Below are 14,412 nucleotides of genomic sequence, written 5' to 3' on the forward strand. Positions count from 1 at the left end.
CGTTATGCGCAAGTTTTTGATTGGCGTGTTTATCTTGCTGCTAGTGGTTGCGGCGATCCCCGTTGGCGTGATCGCGTTCGATGCGCCGACCTCGCCGCCTGCCATGGCTTCCATGGCGACGCCCGCTCAAACTAATCCGAAATTTCCGACACCCCAGCATTTCGAGGCGCGCGACGGCACAAGCTTGCAATATTACGCCTACCCGGCAGCCCCGGACAAAGTGGCCGTTCTGGTGCACGGCTCGGCGGGTCCCGGAGCCAGCATGCATGATCTGGCAGCGGCGCTGCAGGCCGCCGGCGTGACGGTCTATGTGCCTGACATAAGAGGCCATGGCGGTTCCGGTCGGCGCGGCGACATCGCCTACATCGGACAGCTCGACGATGATCTCGCGGACTTTGTCGCCCAGCTTGGGCAACCCAAAAGCGGCGAGACCCGTACGCTAGTCGGGTTCTCCGCCGGCGCAGGCTTCAGCATCCGTTTCGCCGGCGGCCCCTACGGCGCGCTGTTTGACCGTTACGTGCTGCTTTCGCCGACCACGTTCTCGAACGCACCGACCTTGCGGCCGAACGCCGGCGGCTGGATCAACGTGGCGGTTCCACGGATCGTGGTGATCGCGTGGCTCAATCGCTTTGGCATTCGCCTCTTCGACGGATTGCCCGTCATCAGCTACGCGATAACACCCGAGAGCGCGAAATCAATGACCGCGAGCTATTCCTATAGGCTATTGAATAACTTCGGCGCCGGACACCAGTACGAAACGTATCTGAGAAATATACAGCGCCCTGCCACCATCTTCGTCGGAGATGCGGACGAGCAGGTCATCGCAGATCAATACGCGCGGCTGTTACAGCACCTCGGCGTGAACATCCCCGTTACGGTGGTGCCCGGCATGAAACACACCGACATGATCCACAACGCGCAAGCCTTTCGGATTATCGTTCCCGCTATTTCCGGGCAGTCATAGCCGGTGCGATGCCGTCGGCCTATCGGCAGAGCGGATAGTGGGTCAATTGGCCCACTATCCGCCCCTCATCTGGCACCAGATGCCATACACATTGACAAGGCCCAGCGCAGAGTCGGAGATCGGACGGCCGCGAAATTTTTTATTCGCGGCCCGCGAAGAATTTCCGAATATGGGTCAAATGCGGCAAGTCTCAGCGCGAGCGCAGCAATTCTGCCTCGGGACATTCCTTGCAGACGCTTTCGCGTATGGCTACTTCCAGAGGAAGACTTGTGGAACGAGGGGAGAATTGGTTAGCTCTCGCGGCGCTTCTGGCAGGTTGGATCGTGAGCCCTCTGGGCAGAACGATCCCGCGCAGCTCGATGCCGACGTTGTGGTCGATCACCCACTCGACTGCGTTGTAGTTGGCAAAGCCCCACGTTGCTGCTCGCTTTCTCGGGCGAAAGAACCGCATGAACCTTGGAGCCGGTTAGGCATAGATATTTCGGCAATTCCAGGTCAGCGATCGCGGCTGTTGTGTTGGCAGCAGCACCTTGGCCGCCATCCTGGTCTGGGGACACCGGTGAGCACCTCCCGGAGGAAACGTTTCGTCAGGGATGCGCTCTTGTGCTGGACGGGCACGGGTGCTGGCAGTGGAGTAGGCGTGTGACGCCCATCTGGTTAACCGCTGGCCTGTGGGGCTTGCTGGAAGCTTCTTCGTTGGTCGAAGGAGCCGCTGTGGCATACCTCGCGGCACCGCCCAAATGGCTTACTGCTGGGATTATGTCTTTTGGAGCGGCGTCCTGATCTCCGCGGTGGCATACGATCTGCTCGAAGATGGTTATCAGGACGGCGGATTATTGCCGATAGTTGCCGGCGCCCTCATCGGATCCGTATCGTGCGCAATCGCCGATCACATCGTTTCAATACGTGGCCGGCATCATCGGAAGCAGTCCGGCGATCAACAGCGGCAAGCCGCAAAGGGCGGCGGTATGGCCATCGCGATCGGCTCTCTGCTCGACGGAATACCCGAAAGCGTCGTCCTCGGTCTCACGCTGTTAAGCGGAAAAGGCGTATGCTCGCCGCGAACTTCCTGTCCAATTTCCCGGAGGGGCTCTCGAGCGCGGTCGGCATGCGCAAGGCCGGGCGGAGCGCGCACTACATTTCGGGCTATGGATCACGATCGCCGTACTGTCAGGTCTGAGCTCGCTCTGCGGAGCGGTGTTCCTGGCCGGAGCTTCCCGTAAACTGACCGCGACCGTGAATGCGATAGCAGCCGCGCGCTTCTCACCATGGTCGTGAATACGATGATACCCGAGCAACCGAGGTCGCGCAAAAGATTACTGGAGTGCTTGTGGTGATCGGGCTTTTGGTTGCGCTTGTCTTGTCATCTGTGAGTGGCTGATTCCGAAAATCGCGCATGCTGCAAAGGCCGGGTCCACCGAGCAACGACCAAGCCCTGTTCACGACTATTCGCGCGCTTGCCACAGCGCGGCTACAGCCCTGCTCGTCTGAGCCCGCGGATCGAGCGATCCGCGCTCTGTTGGCGATGATAACTCGATAGCCTCGAAATCTCATGGTTGACATATCTAGCTCACCCGATCAAAGGCGCTGCTGCCGACAAAATGCGTGCACTCCTTGCTCGAGGTACCAAGTAAGTTCGAACCGCGAAGCAGGAAGCTCGCTGCGTACTGCGGTGGGCACGCTACGCCTCGCCCACCCTAAGATTTCCGGCCCGCGCGAGCACGATCGCCGCGGCGATCGCTTCCAGCGTAATCGCCAATAGCAGCGCAGCGCCGTAGTCGCCTCTCCAGCCGCGGATGAGACCGATCAATCCGGGACCCAAGGCGCCGACCGTGCCGCTGATCGAGGTGAACAGCCCCATTACCACCGTGAAGCTTTGCACCTCGAACTCGCGGTGGATGATCAGCGGCGGTAGCGTGATGAGGTTGCCGACCGAGAAACCGAACACGGCAGAGGCCAGGAGCACAAGCTGGACGTCATCCGTCAGGCAGATGATCGACAGCGCCGCGGCCTGGCTCACCAATGAGGCGGCGGCAGCAAGTCGCGGATCGAGGCGGTCGGCGACCACGCTAAGGAGAGCCGTCCAACGAGCGCCATCAAAGTCATCACGCTGACGGCGAGCCCTGCCCTGACAGCTCCGATCTTCGGCTCAACTATCGCGATCTGGTGCACTATGAAGCCGACCTGCGCGACGATCCCGAGCGCAAAGGAATCACGATGGTCCAGAACGCCGGCCGGCGCACCACCTCCCTGCGGGAGATGCTGCTGATGGGCGCCGGCGCGGATTGGTTGGCGGTCGCAGCCGTCACGCCCGCATTCGGCGGCGGGCCGATCCAGGCGAGCGTAGCCGGCACCAGAAAGATCAGCAGGACTCCGCTCGCGGCCAGCATCGCGGTCTGAAATCCGAGGTGGCTCACCAGAACCACCAGCAATGGCGTCACGATGACGCCGCCCGAACTGGCGCCGAGGAAGGCCAAACTAATTGCAAGGCCACGGCGCCGAACGAACCAGGCACCGACAACCGCCGAAATTATTACGGTGCCCATGCCCACCCAGCCGAGCGACATTAACGCGAATGCCGCATACAGGGTCCACGGCGCGGCAGCGAAGGCGAGCAGCACCATCGAGGTGGCGAGGCACGCAATGCCTGCCAGTGCCAGTCGCTTCAGGCCGAGCCGCCGCACGATCTCGTCGGTGAAAATGACGATGACATTACCGATCAAGAGCGACAGCGTGCTGGCACCCGAGATCAGCGAGGCCGGCCAGCCGTTCAGCCGCTGCAGCTGTACCAGGTAGACACCCTGCCCATACAGAGCAAAGCCGAAGATCGACAGCGCCAGCAGGAAGCAGGCAAGCACGACCCTCCAGCCAGCGTAGCGCGGTGACGTCTCGTCGTGCATGTGCGGCCCCAGTCACAGCCGCTCCCGAGCGGCGCGCACTACCTACACGCGGTAGTCGTGGAAAGCGATTCACGAATGATAGCACGAGTGTTACGCGTTCAGTCGTTGCAAGCGCAGCGACTTGTCCGCGGAGGTGTTAGCGAAGGCGCAATGCAGCTTCGGGACAATGGCGAGGGTTTGTAGGAGATGCATGCCAAGTCCACCGCGCGGCTGTTCCAGGAAGGTCAATCGCATCATTACCGCGGCCTCCGTAGATGATGTCGGTTCGGTAGAAGCTGGAAGGGAGAACTTGAAGACCTCATTCTTACCATCACCAAAGACAAATCGATCGCTTGGGGCGATTGCCAGTGTTTCCTTGGGCGAGGTGACCATGGGCCACAATTAGAAGCTTGCTGATTGACCTCCCACCTCGTCAATGCTACAAATTGTAGCACATCTGCCGAATGGCACGATGACGTAGACAATTGCGCCCCTCGCTGTCGCCAAGTTGGAAAGGGACGTCCGGATGAAGCCCCTGCGTCGCCGTCTCGCGGCATTGTCGATCCTCCACCTCGTGACTCTCGGCCTTGCCACCGACGGCCGTGCGTACGACGTCTCACCCATCAGCGATACTGAAGCGCTTGGCTTCTCGGCGCCGCGGCTGTCACGGATCGCCGCTTGGCAGCAGACACAGGTCAATGCCGGCGCCTTCTCGGGCGCGGTCGCGGCCATCGCGCGGAACGGCAGAGTGGCGTATATGCGAGCAGTCGGCTTTCACGACCGTGCAAAGACCAGCCCGCTGCAACCTGATGCGATCTTCTGGATTGCTTCGATGACTAAGCCCGTCACCAGCGTGGCCGCGATGATGCTGGTTGAGGAGGGGAAGCTCGATCTTGCTGCCCCGGTCGCCAACTATCTTCCCGAACTCAGGAATATAATGGTCGCAGTCGAGACCAAAGATCCTGTGACCGGCAAGACCCAGATCGCATATGAGCCGCAGAAGCATCCGATGACGGTGGAGGATCTGCTGCGTCAGACATCCGGCCTCACTTACGCAGATTCGGGTAATACGGCGGTGCACAGGCTTTATCGGGAGAGCGGACTAACCGCGAAGGGCCTGGCGCGTGACGGCACCCTCAAGGACTTCGTAGCCCGTTTGGCGCGGCTCCCGCTCGCTCATCAGCCCGGAGAAGTCTGGGAGTATGGTCACAATGCTGACGTGCTCGGGCGTGTGATTGAGGTCGCGTCGGGCCAGCCGTTCGATCGGTTTCTCGACAACCGGCTGTTCAAGCCGCTCGGTATGGTCGACACCGGGTTCTGGGTGCCGCCGGAGAAGCTCGCGCGCCTCGTCGACCCGCCCGCTGGGGCGGCGATGCTTCCGGACCGGGATGTCACCAAGCCGACCACGCTGTTCTCGGGTGGCGGCGGACTGGTGTCGACGGCGGCCGACTATCTCAGGTTCTGTCAGATGCTCCTCAATGGTGGCGAACTCGACGGCGTGCGCATTCTGTCGCCTGAGATCGTGCGGCGGATGACCACGAGCGCCGTGCCGCCCGGGAAGCGCATCGCCGACGGCTCGGTTTGGGGACTTGGCTTTGCCATTCGCAGCGAAGCCGCACGAAGCTCCGTCGCCGGATCGGTCGGCAGCTTCTCCTGGAATGGGGTCTGGGGTACTCATTTCTGGGTTGATCCGGCGGAGCAATTGATCGCCATCAATCTCATCCACGTCGCGCCGAACAAGTTCGCCATGTTCAATTCTGCGTTTCACGGTCTCGTCTACGGAGCCTTCAGTGTTCCTGATCAAGGTGTGCCGGCATCAGCCGATGCTGGCGTCGATCAAGCCGCACTCGCGCCCTTCGCGGGCACGTACAGGTTCGCAACGCTGAGCTCCCGAGACCGGCAAGACGAGATTGGCGGTCTTGGCATCCAGATCGCGATACAGGACGGTCGCCTCGAGGTGAAATTCCCAATCCAGGGCACGCCTGCAGCCAAGGCCGGCGTCATGGCTGATGACATCATCACACATCTGGATGGGAAAGCGACACAAGGCAAATCGCTCGATCAGGTTCTCGACAAGATGCGCGGGCCGGTGAACAGCTCGATCCGCCTGACCATCGCGCGCAAGGGGCAGAACGAGCCGATCGAGTTGACGATCGTTCGCGCTGTGATCGCACCGCTTGGCACCGATCTCCATGTCGCGATCACGGATGGCAAGCTCCAGGTCGAGGCCGGCGGATCGCTGCCGGTGCTCGACTTCGAGAAGGGGATGCCCATCACGCTGGTCCCGATGTCGAACGATGAGTTTTTCGTCGATAGCGGCGAGCACACGCGTCTTGCTTTCCTGCACGATGAGATCGGCAAGGCGACGGGCCTAGTGCTCAATCACGGGCCCTGGCAGATCACAGGTCAGCGGATCAACTGACGGGGAGGAAAAGAAGACGCGAAGGACCGCTCTGGTAGAGTCGAGGATTGGCGCGGTAGCTTGGGGCCTATGGCCAACGCCCCGTTTCCCATCCCCGCTCATCAATCCGGACGTGCCGATTTCCGGCATCCGGCTTTCCGACCGGCTTCACCGCAATGCACGCGACGGGACCGCTTTGGGCAGGCGTTGAAGGCACAGAACGCCGAGTTCTCGATGAATGACATCGAACGTGAATCGACGATTGCCGCGCCCTTGCACTTTGTGTCTTCGCGCGAGGAACCCGCGCAGACGTTCAGAGACGTATTGATCGACGCTACGGTATGCCTTGCTCCGCAGATCGGAGCCAAAGTAGTTGGACCAGCCTCGCAGAGACCTGTTCAGCTTGCCACATACTTCCGGCCATGGATCGATATTGCTCGGCACCAGTAGATCGCTGATCTTTGTCTTGAGCCGTTGCACACTCTTCTTGGACGGGCTCGCACCCAGATACCAATTCCCGTTCGCCTCAAACCAATGCGCGCCGAACGAGTAGCCGAGGAAGTCGAAGCGTTCCTCTCGGGCGTTTCTCAACGAAGTTTTCGCCTCGTTGATCGTCAACCCGAGCTTGGTCATCACCGCCTTCGTCCACGCCAATGCCTCCGCCGCGCGGCCGCGGCTGAGGATAACGAAGTCGTCGGCATAGGAGACGACGTGAGCACGGAACGTGTCGCCGCTTTCAGTCATACGCCAATGCTTCAGGAACCGATTCATGTAGATGTTGGCCAGCAGTAAACTTGCGACGCCGCCTTGCGGCGTGCCGCGCGTGTTTCGCTTGCCACCACTCATGCGCCGGGTCTCGTCGGCGTCCCGTTCCTCGATCGGCGCCCTCAGCCACATCTTGATGAGGCGCAGGACGTTTCGATCCACCACACGCCGGGCTACTGACTTTATCAGCTCGGAATGCGGTATCGTATCGAAGTACTTGGACAAATCGGCATCAACTACGTCAGCATAGCCCCGCGAGCGGGCCGGTAGCCGTAGGCATTGTCCTCGAAGTCAGCCTCGAAGACCGGCTCGATCACCATCTTGGCAGCAGTCTGAATCACACGATCACGAATGGTCGGAATGCCGAGCGGACGCTCGCCACCATTCGCTTTGGGATCATCACCCGCCGCACCGGATCAGGTCGGTATGTTTTCGAGACCAGTTCCTCGCGCAAGCCCGCCAACCATGCTTCCAGGCCCTGCTCCTCAATCTGAGCAAACGTCATCCCATCCACAACCGGTGCACCCGCATTAACGCGGGCGAGCCGATAGGCGTGGACCAGGATGTCCTCGCGACAGATCTTGTCGTAGAGCAGATAGAAGCGGAAGGTGGGCTCCGCCTTCGCTTTGCAGTAGAGCTTTCTCTGAAGGCTCCGGATCTTATCAGGCGTTGTCAGGCTCATCACCAATCACCTTCACCTCACCATCTTCAAAAGCACACCAGAAGTCGGGGCCCTTTGCTCCGCCGGCATTACCCGGCATCAACGCTCCTACTGCCCCGTCCGACTCCGCCATGACCACCGCCTGATGCGATGCTGCGCGGCATCGGCACCGGCGTGGATAATGGCTCCTGGATCTCAAGGACACAGAAGTGAGTGCGGTTTGGGTGATGCGAGCGGCACGTACCTTCGGCTGCGCGAGCAGAATCTATGACGCGCCAAGGAATCGCGCGATGCACCCAAGCTTTGCCGGTCCCCTCAAAGTCCACAAATGTCGCATCGCTACGGGGTGTCATGTCTTATCCAATCCGTAACTAAACGTTGAGCACCAGCATTAAACCGCCGTTGCTGTTGTCCGTGTGATTTGCTCGGCTCCAGTTGGCGCTCCTGCTTGGACGCTGGCATTTGTATTCATATTTCTGTCATCATCTCTTGGTTGAATTTACAACCTAAAGCTGACATTGAAAGATTCTTGGCCCGTCGAAAATGTGGTCTTGTTCGGCTCTCTGGGATGAATATCAACGCATCAAAGGACGGCGATGCTAACCGCGCCACCATCAACAATGTCGATCTCCATCATCTCCGATCCGCAGTCGCCGCGGCCGATTGCGGTAGCTTCCGACGGGCTGCGGAACTGCTCTCCGTTCGCCATTCGGCGCTCAGCAGGTCTATCAAGCACTTCGAGCAGTCGATCGGGATGATGCTGTTCGAGCGTTCGAGCAGCGGAGTGAGATTGACGCCCGCCGGTCGAAATGTCTTGCGGGCTGCGAGAACTATCCTGGAGCAGATCGATGCCCTTATGAAAACGCGCACATCCAGCGGCGGGTGCGAACCAGAATACCTGCGCGTGGGGTTTTGCACATCTATGTCAGCAGGCAATTTGCGCGCCACATTCCTGGACTTCAAGCGTCGCTTTCCGGCTATCGAACTAGTCACGGCGGAACGATCAAAAACTCGCTTAGCGACGGCTCTCCGGAACGGCAGCCTCGATCTTCTCTTCCTTACGGGCGAGGTGCCGTTGCCGGGCAACCATGTTTGGCCACTTTGGAGCGAGCGGGTGCTCATTTCCTTTCCTCAAGATCACCCGATGGCTGCACGCGATAGTATCTACTGGACCGACCTTAGGAATGAGAAGGTTTTGTTGAGCCAACACGATCCGGGGCCGGAACTCGAGGACTTGCTGACATCCAAGCTCGTATGCGCTGACCGACCGAGGATAGAACGGCACGATGTCAGCAGAGGTATCATCAAAAGCCTCGTCAGCATGGGCCTTGGGATTAGCCTGGTCATGGAGTCGGAGACGGGCGCGACTTTCCCTGGCTTGGTCTACCGAGAGCTGCGCGACGGAACAGGAGCTAGCAGGATTGGCTTATCCGCACACTGGCGACGTGATAACGAAAGCCCGGCCCTACTGAGCCTCCTCACACTTTTGGGTGAACGCTATCCAGCGCCTACTTCTCGCGAATAAATCGCACGCCGTACCTTCGCAAAGCCGCGATCAGTGGCCATGAAGCGCGCCAGCATGGGCGCTATCAGCTTTGCCGGATCGACGCGCTGCCCGCTTTCGATTGCCAGGGCCTCTGCATAGGCGACGAGATCCCGATGCACTGATGCTGGAATCTCAGTGGTGACCTTGACGGGCTTGTCGTCGGGCAGTGCCCCTATTCTAAGCTTGGGCAAATCGTTAGCCTCCGTATAGCGCAAGCATGAGGTCACGATTGACAAGGACACGAACCGGAAAACCAGGCCGCACGGTCAGAGTCGGCTGAATGTTGAGACTGCGCCGAACCACCTGCTGTCCAGTTTGGTTTAGTGAGTCGGAGGCGCCGTGCCGCAATGCCTGAATGATGGCACTGTCGTTGCTATTGGTGTCCGAACCAGCTCCCAATTCCGTCCCTACAGCCAGAACCGTCGATAGTGCCGCAGCCTTGAATAGCTCACCCCAATGATTGTCGACCTGGTCTTCGAGCCCCGCGTAGCCTGCGCTGTCAGCACCGGGCTGCCGCTCCAGAACGATCGAGCGGCCGTTCGGCATGATCAGCCGGGTCCAGACCAGCAGCACTCGCGACTGGCCGAACGAAACTTGGCTGTCATAACTGCCGATCAGCTTCGCTCCTTGGGGCACGAGCAAAAAGCGGCCGGTCGGAGTGTCGTATAAATTCTCCGTCACCTGCGCCGTGACTTGGCCGGGAAGGTCTGACCTGATCCCGGTGATCAGCGCTCCTGGAATCACCGTCCCAGCCTGCACAATGTATGGTGAAGCGGGCCTGCTGACGCGGTCAGGGCTTACCGTGCGGCGGTCCACAGAAGCGTTCACAAAGGCAAGTTTTCGGTCCTGGGCGTTTTGCGTAGATCCATCCTCCCTGGTGCTCGTTGCGTTTAGTGGCGCGACGCGTTCGCCTCCAACAGCCGCGGCGGCGGGCGGACGCATTTCTCTCGCATTGGTCGATGCGAACAGATGGCTGATACGGGCTGCCTCGCTCTCTTGATCCCGGCGCTGCTGTTCCGGATCTCCGCCTGTCATCGGCGACTGGCCTTGAGCGGCCAGGATCGGTCGACCGAGGTCGCCTGGGAGCGGGGGACCAAGCTGCGGCACGGTTTGGCGTGAAGCGCCAGTGTAGTCCTTCGGCAGCGCCTCAATACCATCGGCAAGATTGTGATGATCCGTGCTATAGAGCTCGTCGGTCGTCTGGCTGCGTGGGCGATTGCTTTGCAATGACCACAATACGGCTCCGCCGATAACCAGCAGGGCGACCGCGCTCCCTCCCGCCAGTACCTTGCGGGACAATCGTGTGACCCGCGGAGGTTCGGCTCGCAGGCGGAAGCTCCTGGATTGCTCTTCTGGTATTTGCGGCGGGATGACCCCGTCCGGATTGTTTTCGTTCTGCGCGTTCATGACGACGGCCTCCCGTCAGTCCTGACAATTCTGACCTTCTGCTGGTGCTCACTGCCTAGCCGCAGTTCTGCGGCTGCAAACAGCCGGTCCACGATCAGCATATTGCCGTGGGCGCGATAGTTGACGAGTTCGGTCTTGCCGTCGGGACCGATGACGAACAGCGGCGGCATCTCGCCCTGGACGATCCCTTGCGGGAATTCAATGTAGACCTTGCGGCCGTCATCATAGGCCGCGAGCGGCCGCCAAGGCGGGCTGTCGCCCTCGATCGCATAGCGAAAGACACGCTGCGTTGGATCTGGAATAACGGGCCTGAGGGCGACTGAGCGCGTTCGTTCGCGAACGGTTTCCGGATAGTACCAGGCAACGGACGGCATGTACGGCCGCTCGCGGGAGCGGAGCTCGATCAGGTAGGTGCGCCGGTCGGTGTTGACGACAAGATTGGTCTCGATCGAGGCCCGCGTCGGCTTGACCAGGATGTGGACGCGACGCGTATCCCCGCTCCCGCTCTCAGTATCGCCCACCACCCAGCGCACGGTGTCTCCTGCCGCGATCGGTCCAGATCCCGTCAATTGCTCTCCCTCTTCCAGCGCGATGTCCGTGATCTGTCCGGGAGCGGCGTAGACCTGATAGAGCGCCCCGGGGCTGAAGGCGTAAATCTGCGCCGCGTTGAAGTAGCCCCTTTTGCGCGGCTCGACTCGCGCGGCGCTGTTCGCGCTCTCAACCCGGGTTACGGGTTCAGCGTCTTCCTTCGCTCCCGACTTGCCGCCAAGAACCGGTTTCCAGAGCGGTGGAACGTGAAGCGGCTTAGCTCGATCATCAAGCGGCGCTGGAGGTGCCGGCAACGGCGGGACCTCGGCATCATAGCTGATTTCCGGCGGAACGTAGGTCGCGCATCCACCTAGCGCTGAGGTGCCAAGCAGCAGAGCTGGTAAAAGGGCTCGCCTCAAAGCCGCGAGCTTGCACGTGCTCGAGCTGAACCTGCGGAATTGGATGGGACCTTTCGAACACATGTCACGCATCGTCTTGATCACTGCCCCAGCTCCTTTGACCAGTTGATGGCGCGGACGTAGACGCCAAGGGGATTCTTGCGCAGGCGTTCGGCATCTCGCGGCGTCTCGATTGCCACCGTCAGAATCGCGGTCCAGCGCTCGGTCGCACTCAGCGAGCCATTCTCGTAGATGCGTTGGGTCCAGGCGACCCGGAAGCTTTCGGAAGACGCGCGGATGACGCTCGAGACATCGACGGAGATCTGCGCTTTGCCCAACTTGGCAAACGGATCGTTGTTGCGCGCGAAGTCGTTGAGCGAGGCCGCGCCACGATCGGTCGTAAAGTTATATGCCCTTAGCCAGTTCTGGCGCAGAGGGCGGCCGTGATATTACCCTGCCTTACGCTGCAACCGGCCAACGAACCTGGGTCGCGAAATCGATTGTTCATCGAAGCTCCGTACTGGCGGCGGTACTGCATTTGGTACGGCACGGTCGATCGCTGCCGAGCTTAAGTCCTGGTGACGCTTCGGTTTTTGAGATGTCCCGGTGCCTCCACTGGGTTGCCGCGGACGAGCGCAGGCTATTAGTACATGTGAGGCAGGGATCGAGGCGTTCATCGCCGTCGGCTAAACTAGGAGGGTGGCAGTTCGACGACACTCCCTCGAGCACCCAGGCGGCGCCAATGCAATCACCTTAGATTGCCTCATCTAGACGCAACGCTCCGCGAGCTTCTGGGCGGCCTCCTTTCGCTCGCTGTATCGGTCGGTCAGGTACGACGAGGTTCCGCGCGCACGGAGAGTGAACTTCACCAGCTCTACCATGGCGTCGACGATGCGGTCGTAGTAGGCCGACGGCTTCATCTGTCCGTCGTCGTCCAATTGTTCATAGGCTTTCGCTACCGACGACTGATTCTGGATGGTGAACATGCGAATCCAGCGGCCGAGCACGCGGAGCTGGGTTCACGGCGTCGAACGACTGAGAGCCGCCGCTGACCTACATCACCGCCATCGTCCTTCCCTGCGTCGGATAGACTGCGCCCATCGCCAGCGATTTGCGCCTTCATGACCCCGATCATCGCGCCGTGACGCTCCGGACTGCACCACACCTGACCTTCCGACCAAGCCGGCAGCTCGCGAAGCTCCATGACCTTTGGGTGGTCAGACGGTTGGCCATCCGGCAACGGGAGACCCGACGGATTGAAGATCTTTGTTTCCGCGCCGAATAGCCTGAGCAGTCGGGCCGCTTCTTCCGTGGCGAACCTGCTGAACTAACGCTCCCGAGGGAGTGGCAGCAAAATTCGGGGGCGATGTGTGATGACCCTATCCTGCGAGAGGCCCGCGAGGACCTCATACAGGTCTCGATTTCTTTTTGTCCGCGTGCCGCAAGTGGCGCTAGCGTAGTGTGAGAGGCGCGGCTAAGCTATCGTCGGGCAGATATGAAGACTGTTCCGGGAAAGCACACTGAGGATCTGGACCTGCATGCGCTTCGGGTCCTGGACGTGCTGTTCCGCGACCGTAGCATCACGCGTGCCGCCGACGCGCTCCATACGCGCCAGCCTGCCCTGAGCAAGACGCCGGCGCGGTTGCGCGTCTATTTCAACGAACCCATGTTCGTCCGCGTTGCGATGCACATGGAGCCAACCGCGAAGGCGCTGGAGCTGGAGAAGCCGGTGCGGGCACTCCTTGACGGCTTCCAGCGCCTGCTCAGTGAGCAAAGCCAGTTCGATATCGAGTGGCATTGTTGCCAGCAAATCCCTCTGGGCTTCCCATCACCGCTTTCCCAACGATAGGTCCGAGTTTCGGCACGGCCGGGACATCGTGCTCGCGGCAATCGAGCGCCGCGGCGCCGAGATCAGACAGATACCGTCGCTCGCCTGGGAGACGATATCGCTGTTTCGAGAGCACAGCGAAAGCGTGCAGGCGTTGTCGGGTTCCTCCCTCGAACGACGACCTGCTTTCGCAATGGCGCGGCTACAATCGCGGACGGGGTTTTCGATCGGCTTCGCACCGACTGGCTGTTGCAGAACGACGCGGCGCAAGGCTTCGACATCGCGCCCGTGATCCACGACACGGAACGGCAAGCCGAGCGGCTGTCGCCCTGCTCATCGCACTTCGTTTGGAAGGCACCGGCCAGCCGGAAAGCGTCTGCGCCCAGGTCAAACAATGGTGGCTGCATGCGCTGAAAACAGCGCTCGTTCTCAAGAACGAGCATTTCCGTGAGGAGTGCGAATCCCGTCTGGTCTGCGCCGATGTGTCTTGGCGGGCCGGGCCGGAAACGCGCGTCTCCCCTGGCCGGGCTGATCCGCATCAGTCATGTCAGTTCGACGAGCTCATCATCCACAATTCGACATTGCATCCCGACAACTGCGGCATCGAGCTAGTCGTTCTCCGCCAGATCAACTCGTTCTCCGTCAGATCAACCTTGTTTCAGAAAGCGAGGGGGATCTCACGCTTGCAAAGGCGCTATTGGAGGCGTCCGATCCGCCCGGCGATGCCGACGTCCTCGCCAGGGTGTGCCGCCTGCGCCGCAGCGTGCCTTACGACGCGTTCGGGGTGATCTCGATGATCAGTCCGGCCGCTTCCGCAGCCGTGCCCGAGAGGACCGAGCGCGTGTCTCAACCGCCCCAGTTCTTATAATGGTTATCATACACACTTGGCTGGTCATCGTAGTGGACCCGCGGCCCAACCGGTGCATAGGCAAAACCCGAAAAGGGCCCGGAGATCAAGCCCTGGTTGGGACGGGCAACGGCGTGCCGGCGATCTGCGTGATGCACCGTGGCAGCATTGGCAGGGGCACACAGGCT

At 60.7% G+C, this 14,412-nt stretch carries 14 protein-coding genes and 2 pseudogenes; 6 read left to right on the top strand and 10 right to left on the bottom strand.

The window, feature by feature from the left end; all coding sequences use genetic code 11:
- Positions 1-4 precede the first annotated feature (4 nt).
- Entirely contained in the window at positions 5-964 is a 960-nt protein-coding gene (locus tag ACTGJ9_RS29075; RefSeq protein ID WP_456673867.1) for an alpha/beta hydrolase, read from the top strand.
- 1,051 nt (positions 965-2,015) lie between these two features.
- Positions 2,016-2,144, top strand: a complete 129-nt coding sequence (locus ACTGJ9_RS29080) for a hypothetical protein (protein ID WP_456673868.1) — start codon at positions 2,016-2,018, stop codon at positions 2,142-2,144.
- Between the two features lie 501 nt (positions 2,145-2,645).
- On the opposite strand, the gene ACTGJ9_RS29085 is transcribed toward ACTGJ9_RS29080, so the two are convergent.
- The 3 genes from ACTGJ9_RS29085 to ACTGJ9_RS29095 form a co-directional block, all read right to left on the bottom strand.
- Complete coding sequence (locus ACTGJ9_RS29085) at positions 2,646-3,032, bottom strand: hypothetical protein (protein ID WP_456673869.1); 387 nt, start codon at positions 3,030-3,032, stop codon at positions 2,646-2,648.
- 103 nt (positions 3,033-3,135) lie between these two features.
- A complete protein-coding gene (locus ACTGJ9_RS29090; RefSeq protein WP_456673870.1) occupies positions 3,136-3,864 on the bottom strand; it encodes an MFS transporter in 729 nt (242 codons plus the stop codon).
- Between the two features lie 90 nt (positions 3,865-3,954).
- Positions 3,955-4,236, bottom strand: a complete 282-nt coding sequence (locus ACTGJ9_RS29095; protein WP_456673871.1) for a hypothetical protein — start codon at positions 4,234-4,236, stop codon at positions 3,955-3,957.
- Positions 4,237-4,369: 133 nt separating this feature from the next.
- On the opposite strand from ACTGJ9_RS29095, the gene ACTGJ9_RS29100 reads away from it, so the two are divergent.
- Positions 4,370-6,265: a serine hydrolase gene (locus tag ACTGJ9_RS29100; RefSeq protein WP_456673872.1), complete on the top strand. Its 1,896-nt coding sequence runs from the start codon at positions 4,370-4,372 to the stop codon at positions 6,263-6,265.
- Positions 6,266-6,412: 147 nt separating this feature from the next.
- Here the strand turns inward: ACTGJ9_RS29100 and ACTGJ9_RS29105 are convergent, their stop codons facing one another.
- Complete coding sequence (locus tag ACTGJ9_RS29105) at positions 6,413-7,234, bottom strand: reverse transcriptase domain-containing protein (protein WP_456673873.1); 822 nt, start codon at positions 7,232-7,234, stop codon at positions 6,413-6,415.
- A 112-nt stretch (positions 7,235-7,346) separates the two neighbouring features.
- Complete coding sequence (locus ACTGJ9_RS29110) at positions 7,347-7,697, bottom strand: hypothetical protein (RefSeq protein ID WP_456673874.1); 351 nt, start codon at positions 7,695-7,697, stop codon at positions 7,347-7,349.
- A 541-nt stretch (positions 7,698-8,238) separates the two neighbouring features.
- Here ACTGJ9_RS29110 and ACTGJ9_RS29115 point away from each other — a divergent pair.
- Positions 8,239-9,195, top strand: coding sequence for a LysR family transcriptional regulator (locus ACTGJ9_RS29115; RefSeq protein ID WP_456673875.1), 957 nt, complete (start codon positions 8,239-8,241; stop codon positions 9,193-9,195).
- On the opposite strand, the gene ACTGJ9_RS29120 is transcribed toward ACTGJ9_RS29115, so the two are convergent.
- The 5 genes and pseudogenes from ACTGJ9_RS29120 to arsH form a co-directional block, all read right to left on the bottom strand.
- A complete protein-coding gene (locus tag ACTGJ9_RS29120) occupies positions 9,168-9,407 on the bottom strand; it encodes a DUF2274 domain-containing protein (protein ID WP_085394424.1) in 240 nt (79 codons plus the stop codon). The genes ACTGJ9_RS29115 and ACTGJ9_RS29120 overlap by 28 nt on opposite strands.
- Positions 9,408-9,411: 4 nt before the next feature.
- Complete coding sequence (locus ACTGJ9_RS29125) at positions 9,412-10,623, bottom strand: TrbI/VirB10 family protein (protein ID WP_456673876.1); 1,212 nt, start codon at positions 10,621-10,623, stop codon at positions 9,412-9,414.
- Positions 10,620-11,642: a P-type conjugative transfer protein TrbG gene (gene trbG / locus ACTGJ9_RS29130; RefSeq protein WP_456678664.1), complete on the bottom strand. Its 1,023-nt coding sequence runs from the start codon at positions 11,640-11,642 to the stop codon at positions 10,620-10,622. The genes ACTGJ9_RS29125 and trbG overlap by 4 nt, the downstream gene beginning before the upstream one ends.
- Before the next feature lie 8 nt (positions 11,643-11,650).
- Positions 11,651-11,983, bottom strand: a pseudogene (gene trbF / locus ACTGJ9_RS29135) (conjugal transfer protein TrbF); the annotation flags it as partial.
- A 333-nt stretch (positions 11,984-12,316) separates the two neighbouring features.
- Positions 12,317-12,924 (bottom strand): annotated as a pseudogene (arsH, locus tag ACTGJ9_RS29140) (arsenical resistance protein ArsH).
- Between the two features lie 120 nt (positions 12,925-13,044).
- On the opposite strand from arsH, the gene ACTGJ9_RS29145 reads away from it, so the two are divergent.
- Positions 13,045-13,398, top strand: coding sequence for a LysR family transcriptional regulator (locus tag ACTGJ9_RS29145; protein ID WP_456673877.1), 354 nt, complete (start codon positions 13,045-13,047; stop codon positions 13,396-13,398).
- A 326-nt stretch (positions 13,399-13,724) separates the two neighbouring features.
- Positions 13,725-14,165: a hypothetical protein gene (locus tag ACTGJ9_RS29150; protein WP_456673878.1), complete on the top strand. Its 441-nt coding sequence runs from the start codon at positions 13,725-13,727 to the stop codon at positions 14,163-14,165.
- Positions 14,166-14,412: the final 247 nt, after the last annotated feature.

This window comes from Bradyrhizobium sp. RDM12 (assembly GCF_051917485.1).
Taxonomy (GTDB): domain Bacteria; phylum Pseudomonadota; class Alphaproteobacteria; order Rhizobiales; family Xanthobacteraceae; genus Bradyrhizobium.

Coding starts and splice junctions, on each gene's coding strand:
- ACTGJ9_RS29095 (WP_456673871.1), bottom strand. CDS start 4,236: ATGGTCACCTCGCCCAAGGAAACACTGGCAATCGCCCCAAGCGATCGA.
- ACTGJ9_RS29075 (WP_456673867.1), top strand. CDS start 5: ATGCGCAAGTTTTTGATTGGCGTGTTTATCTTGCTGCTAGTGGTTGCG.
- ACTGJ9_RS29145 (WP_456673877.1), top strand. CDS start 13,045: ATGAAGACTGTTCCGGGAAAGCACACTGAGGATCTGGACCTGCATGCG.
- ACTGJ9_RS29115 (WP_456673875.1), top strand. CDS start 8,239: ATGAATATCAACGCATCAAAGGACGGCGATGCTAACCGCGCCACCATC.
- ACTGJ9_RS29090 (WP_456673870.1), bottom strand. CDS start 3,864: ATGCACGACGAGACGTCACCGCGCTACGCTGGCTGGAGGGTCGTGCTT.
- trbG (WP_456678664.1), bottom strand. CDS start 11,642: ATGCGTGACATGTGTTCGAAAGGTCCCATCCAATTCCGCAGGTTCAGC.
- ACTGJ9_RS29080 (WP_456673868.1), top strand. CDS start 2,016: ATGCTCGCCGCGAACTTCCTGTCCAATTTCCCGGAGGGGCTCTCGAGC.
- ACTGJ9_RS29125 (WP_456673876.1), bottom strand. CDS start 10,623: ATGAACGCGCAGAACGAAAACAATCCGGACGGGGTCATCCCGCCGCAA.
- ACTGJ9_RS29100 (WP_456673872.1), top strand. CDS start 4,370: ATGAAGCCCCTGCGTCGCCGTCTCGCGGCATTGTCGATCCTCCACCTC.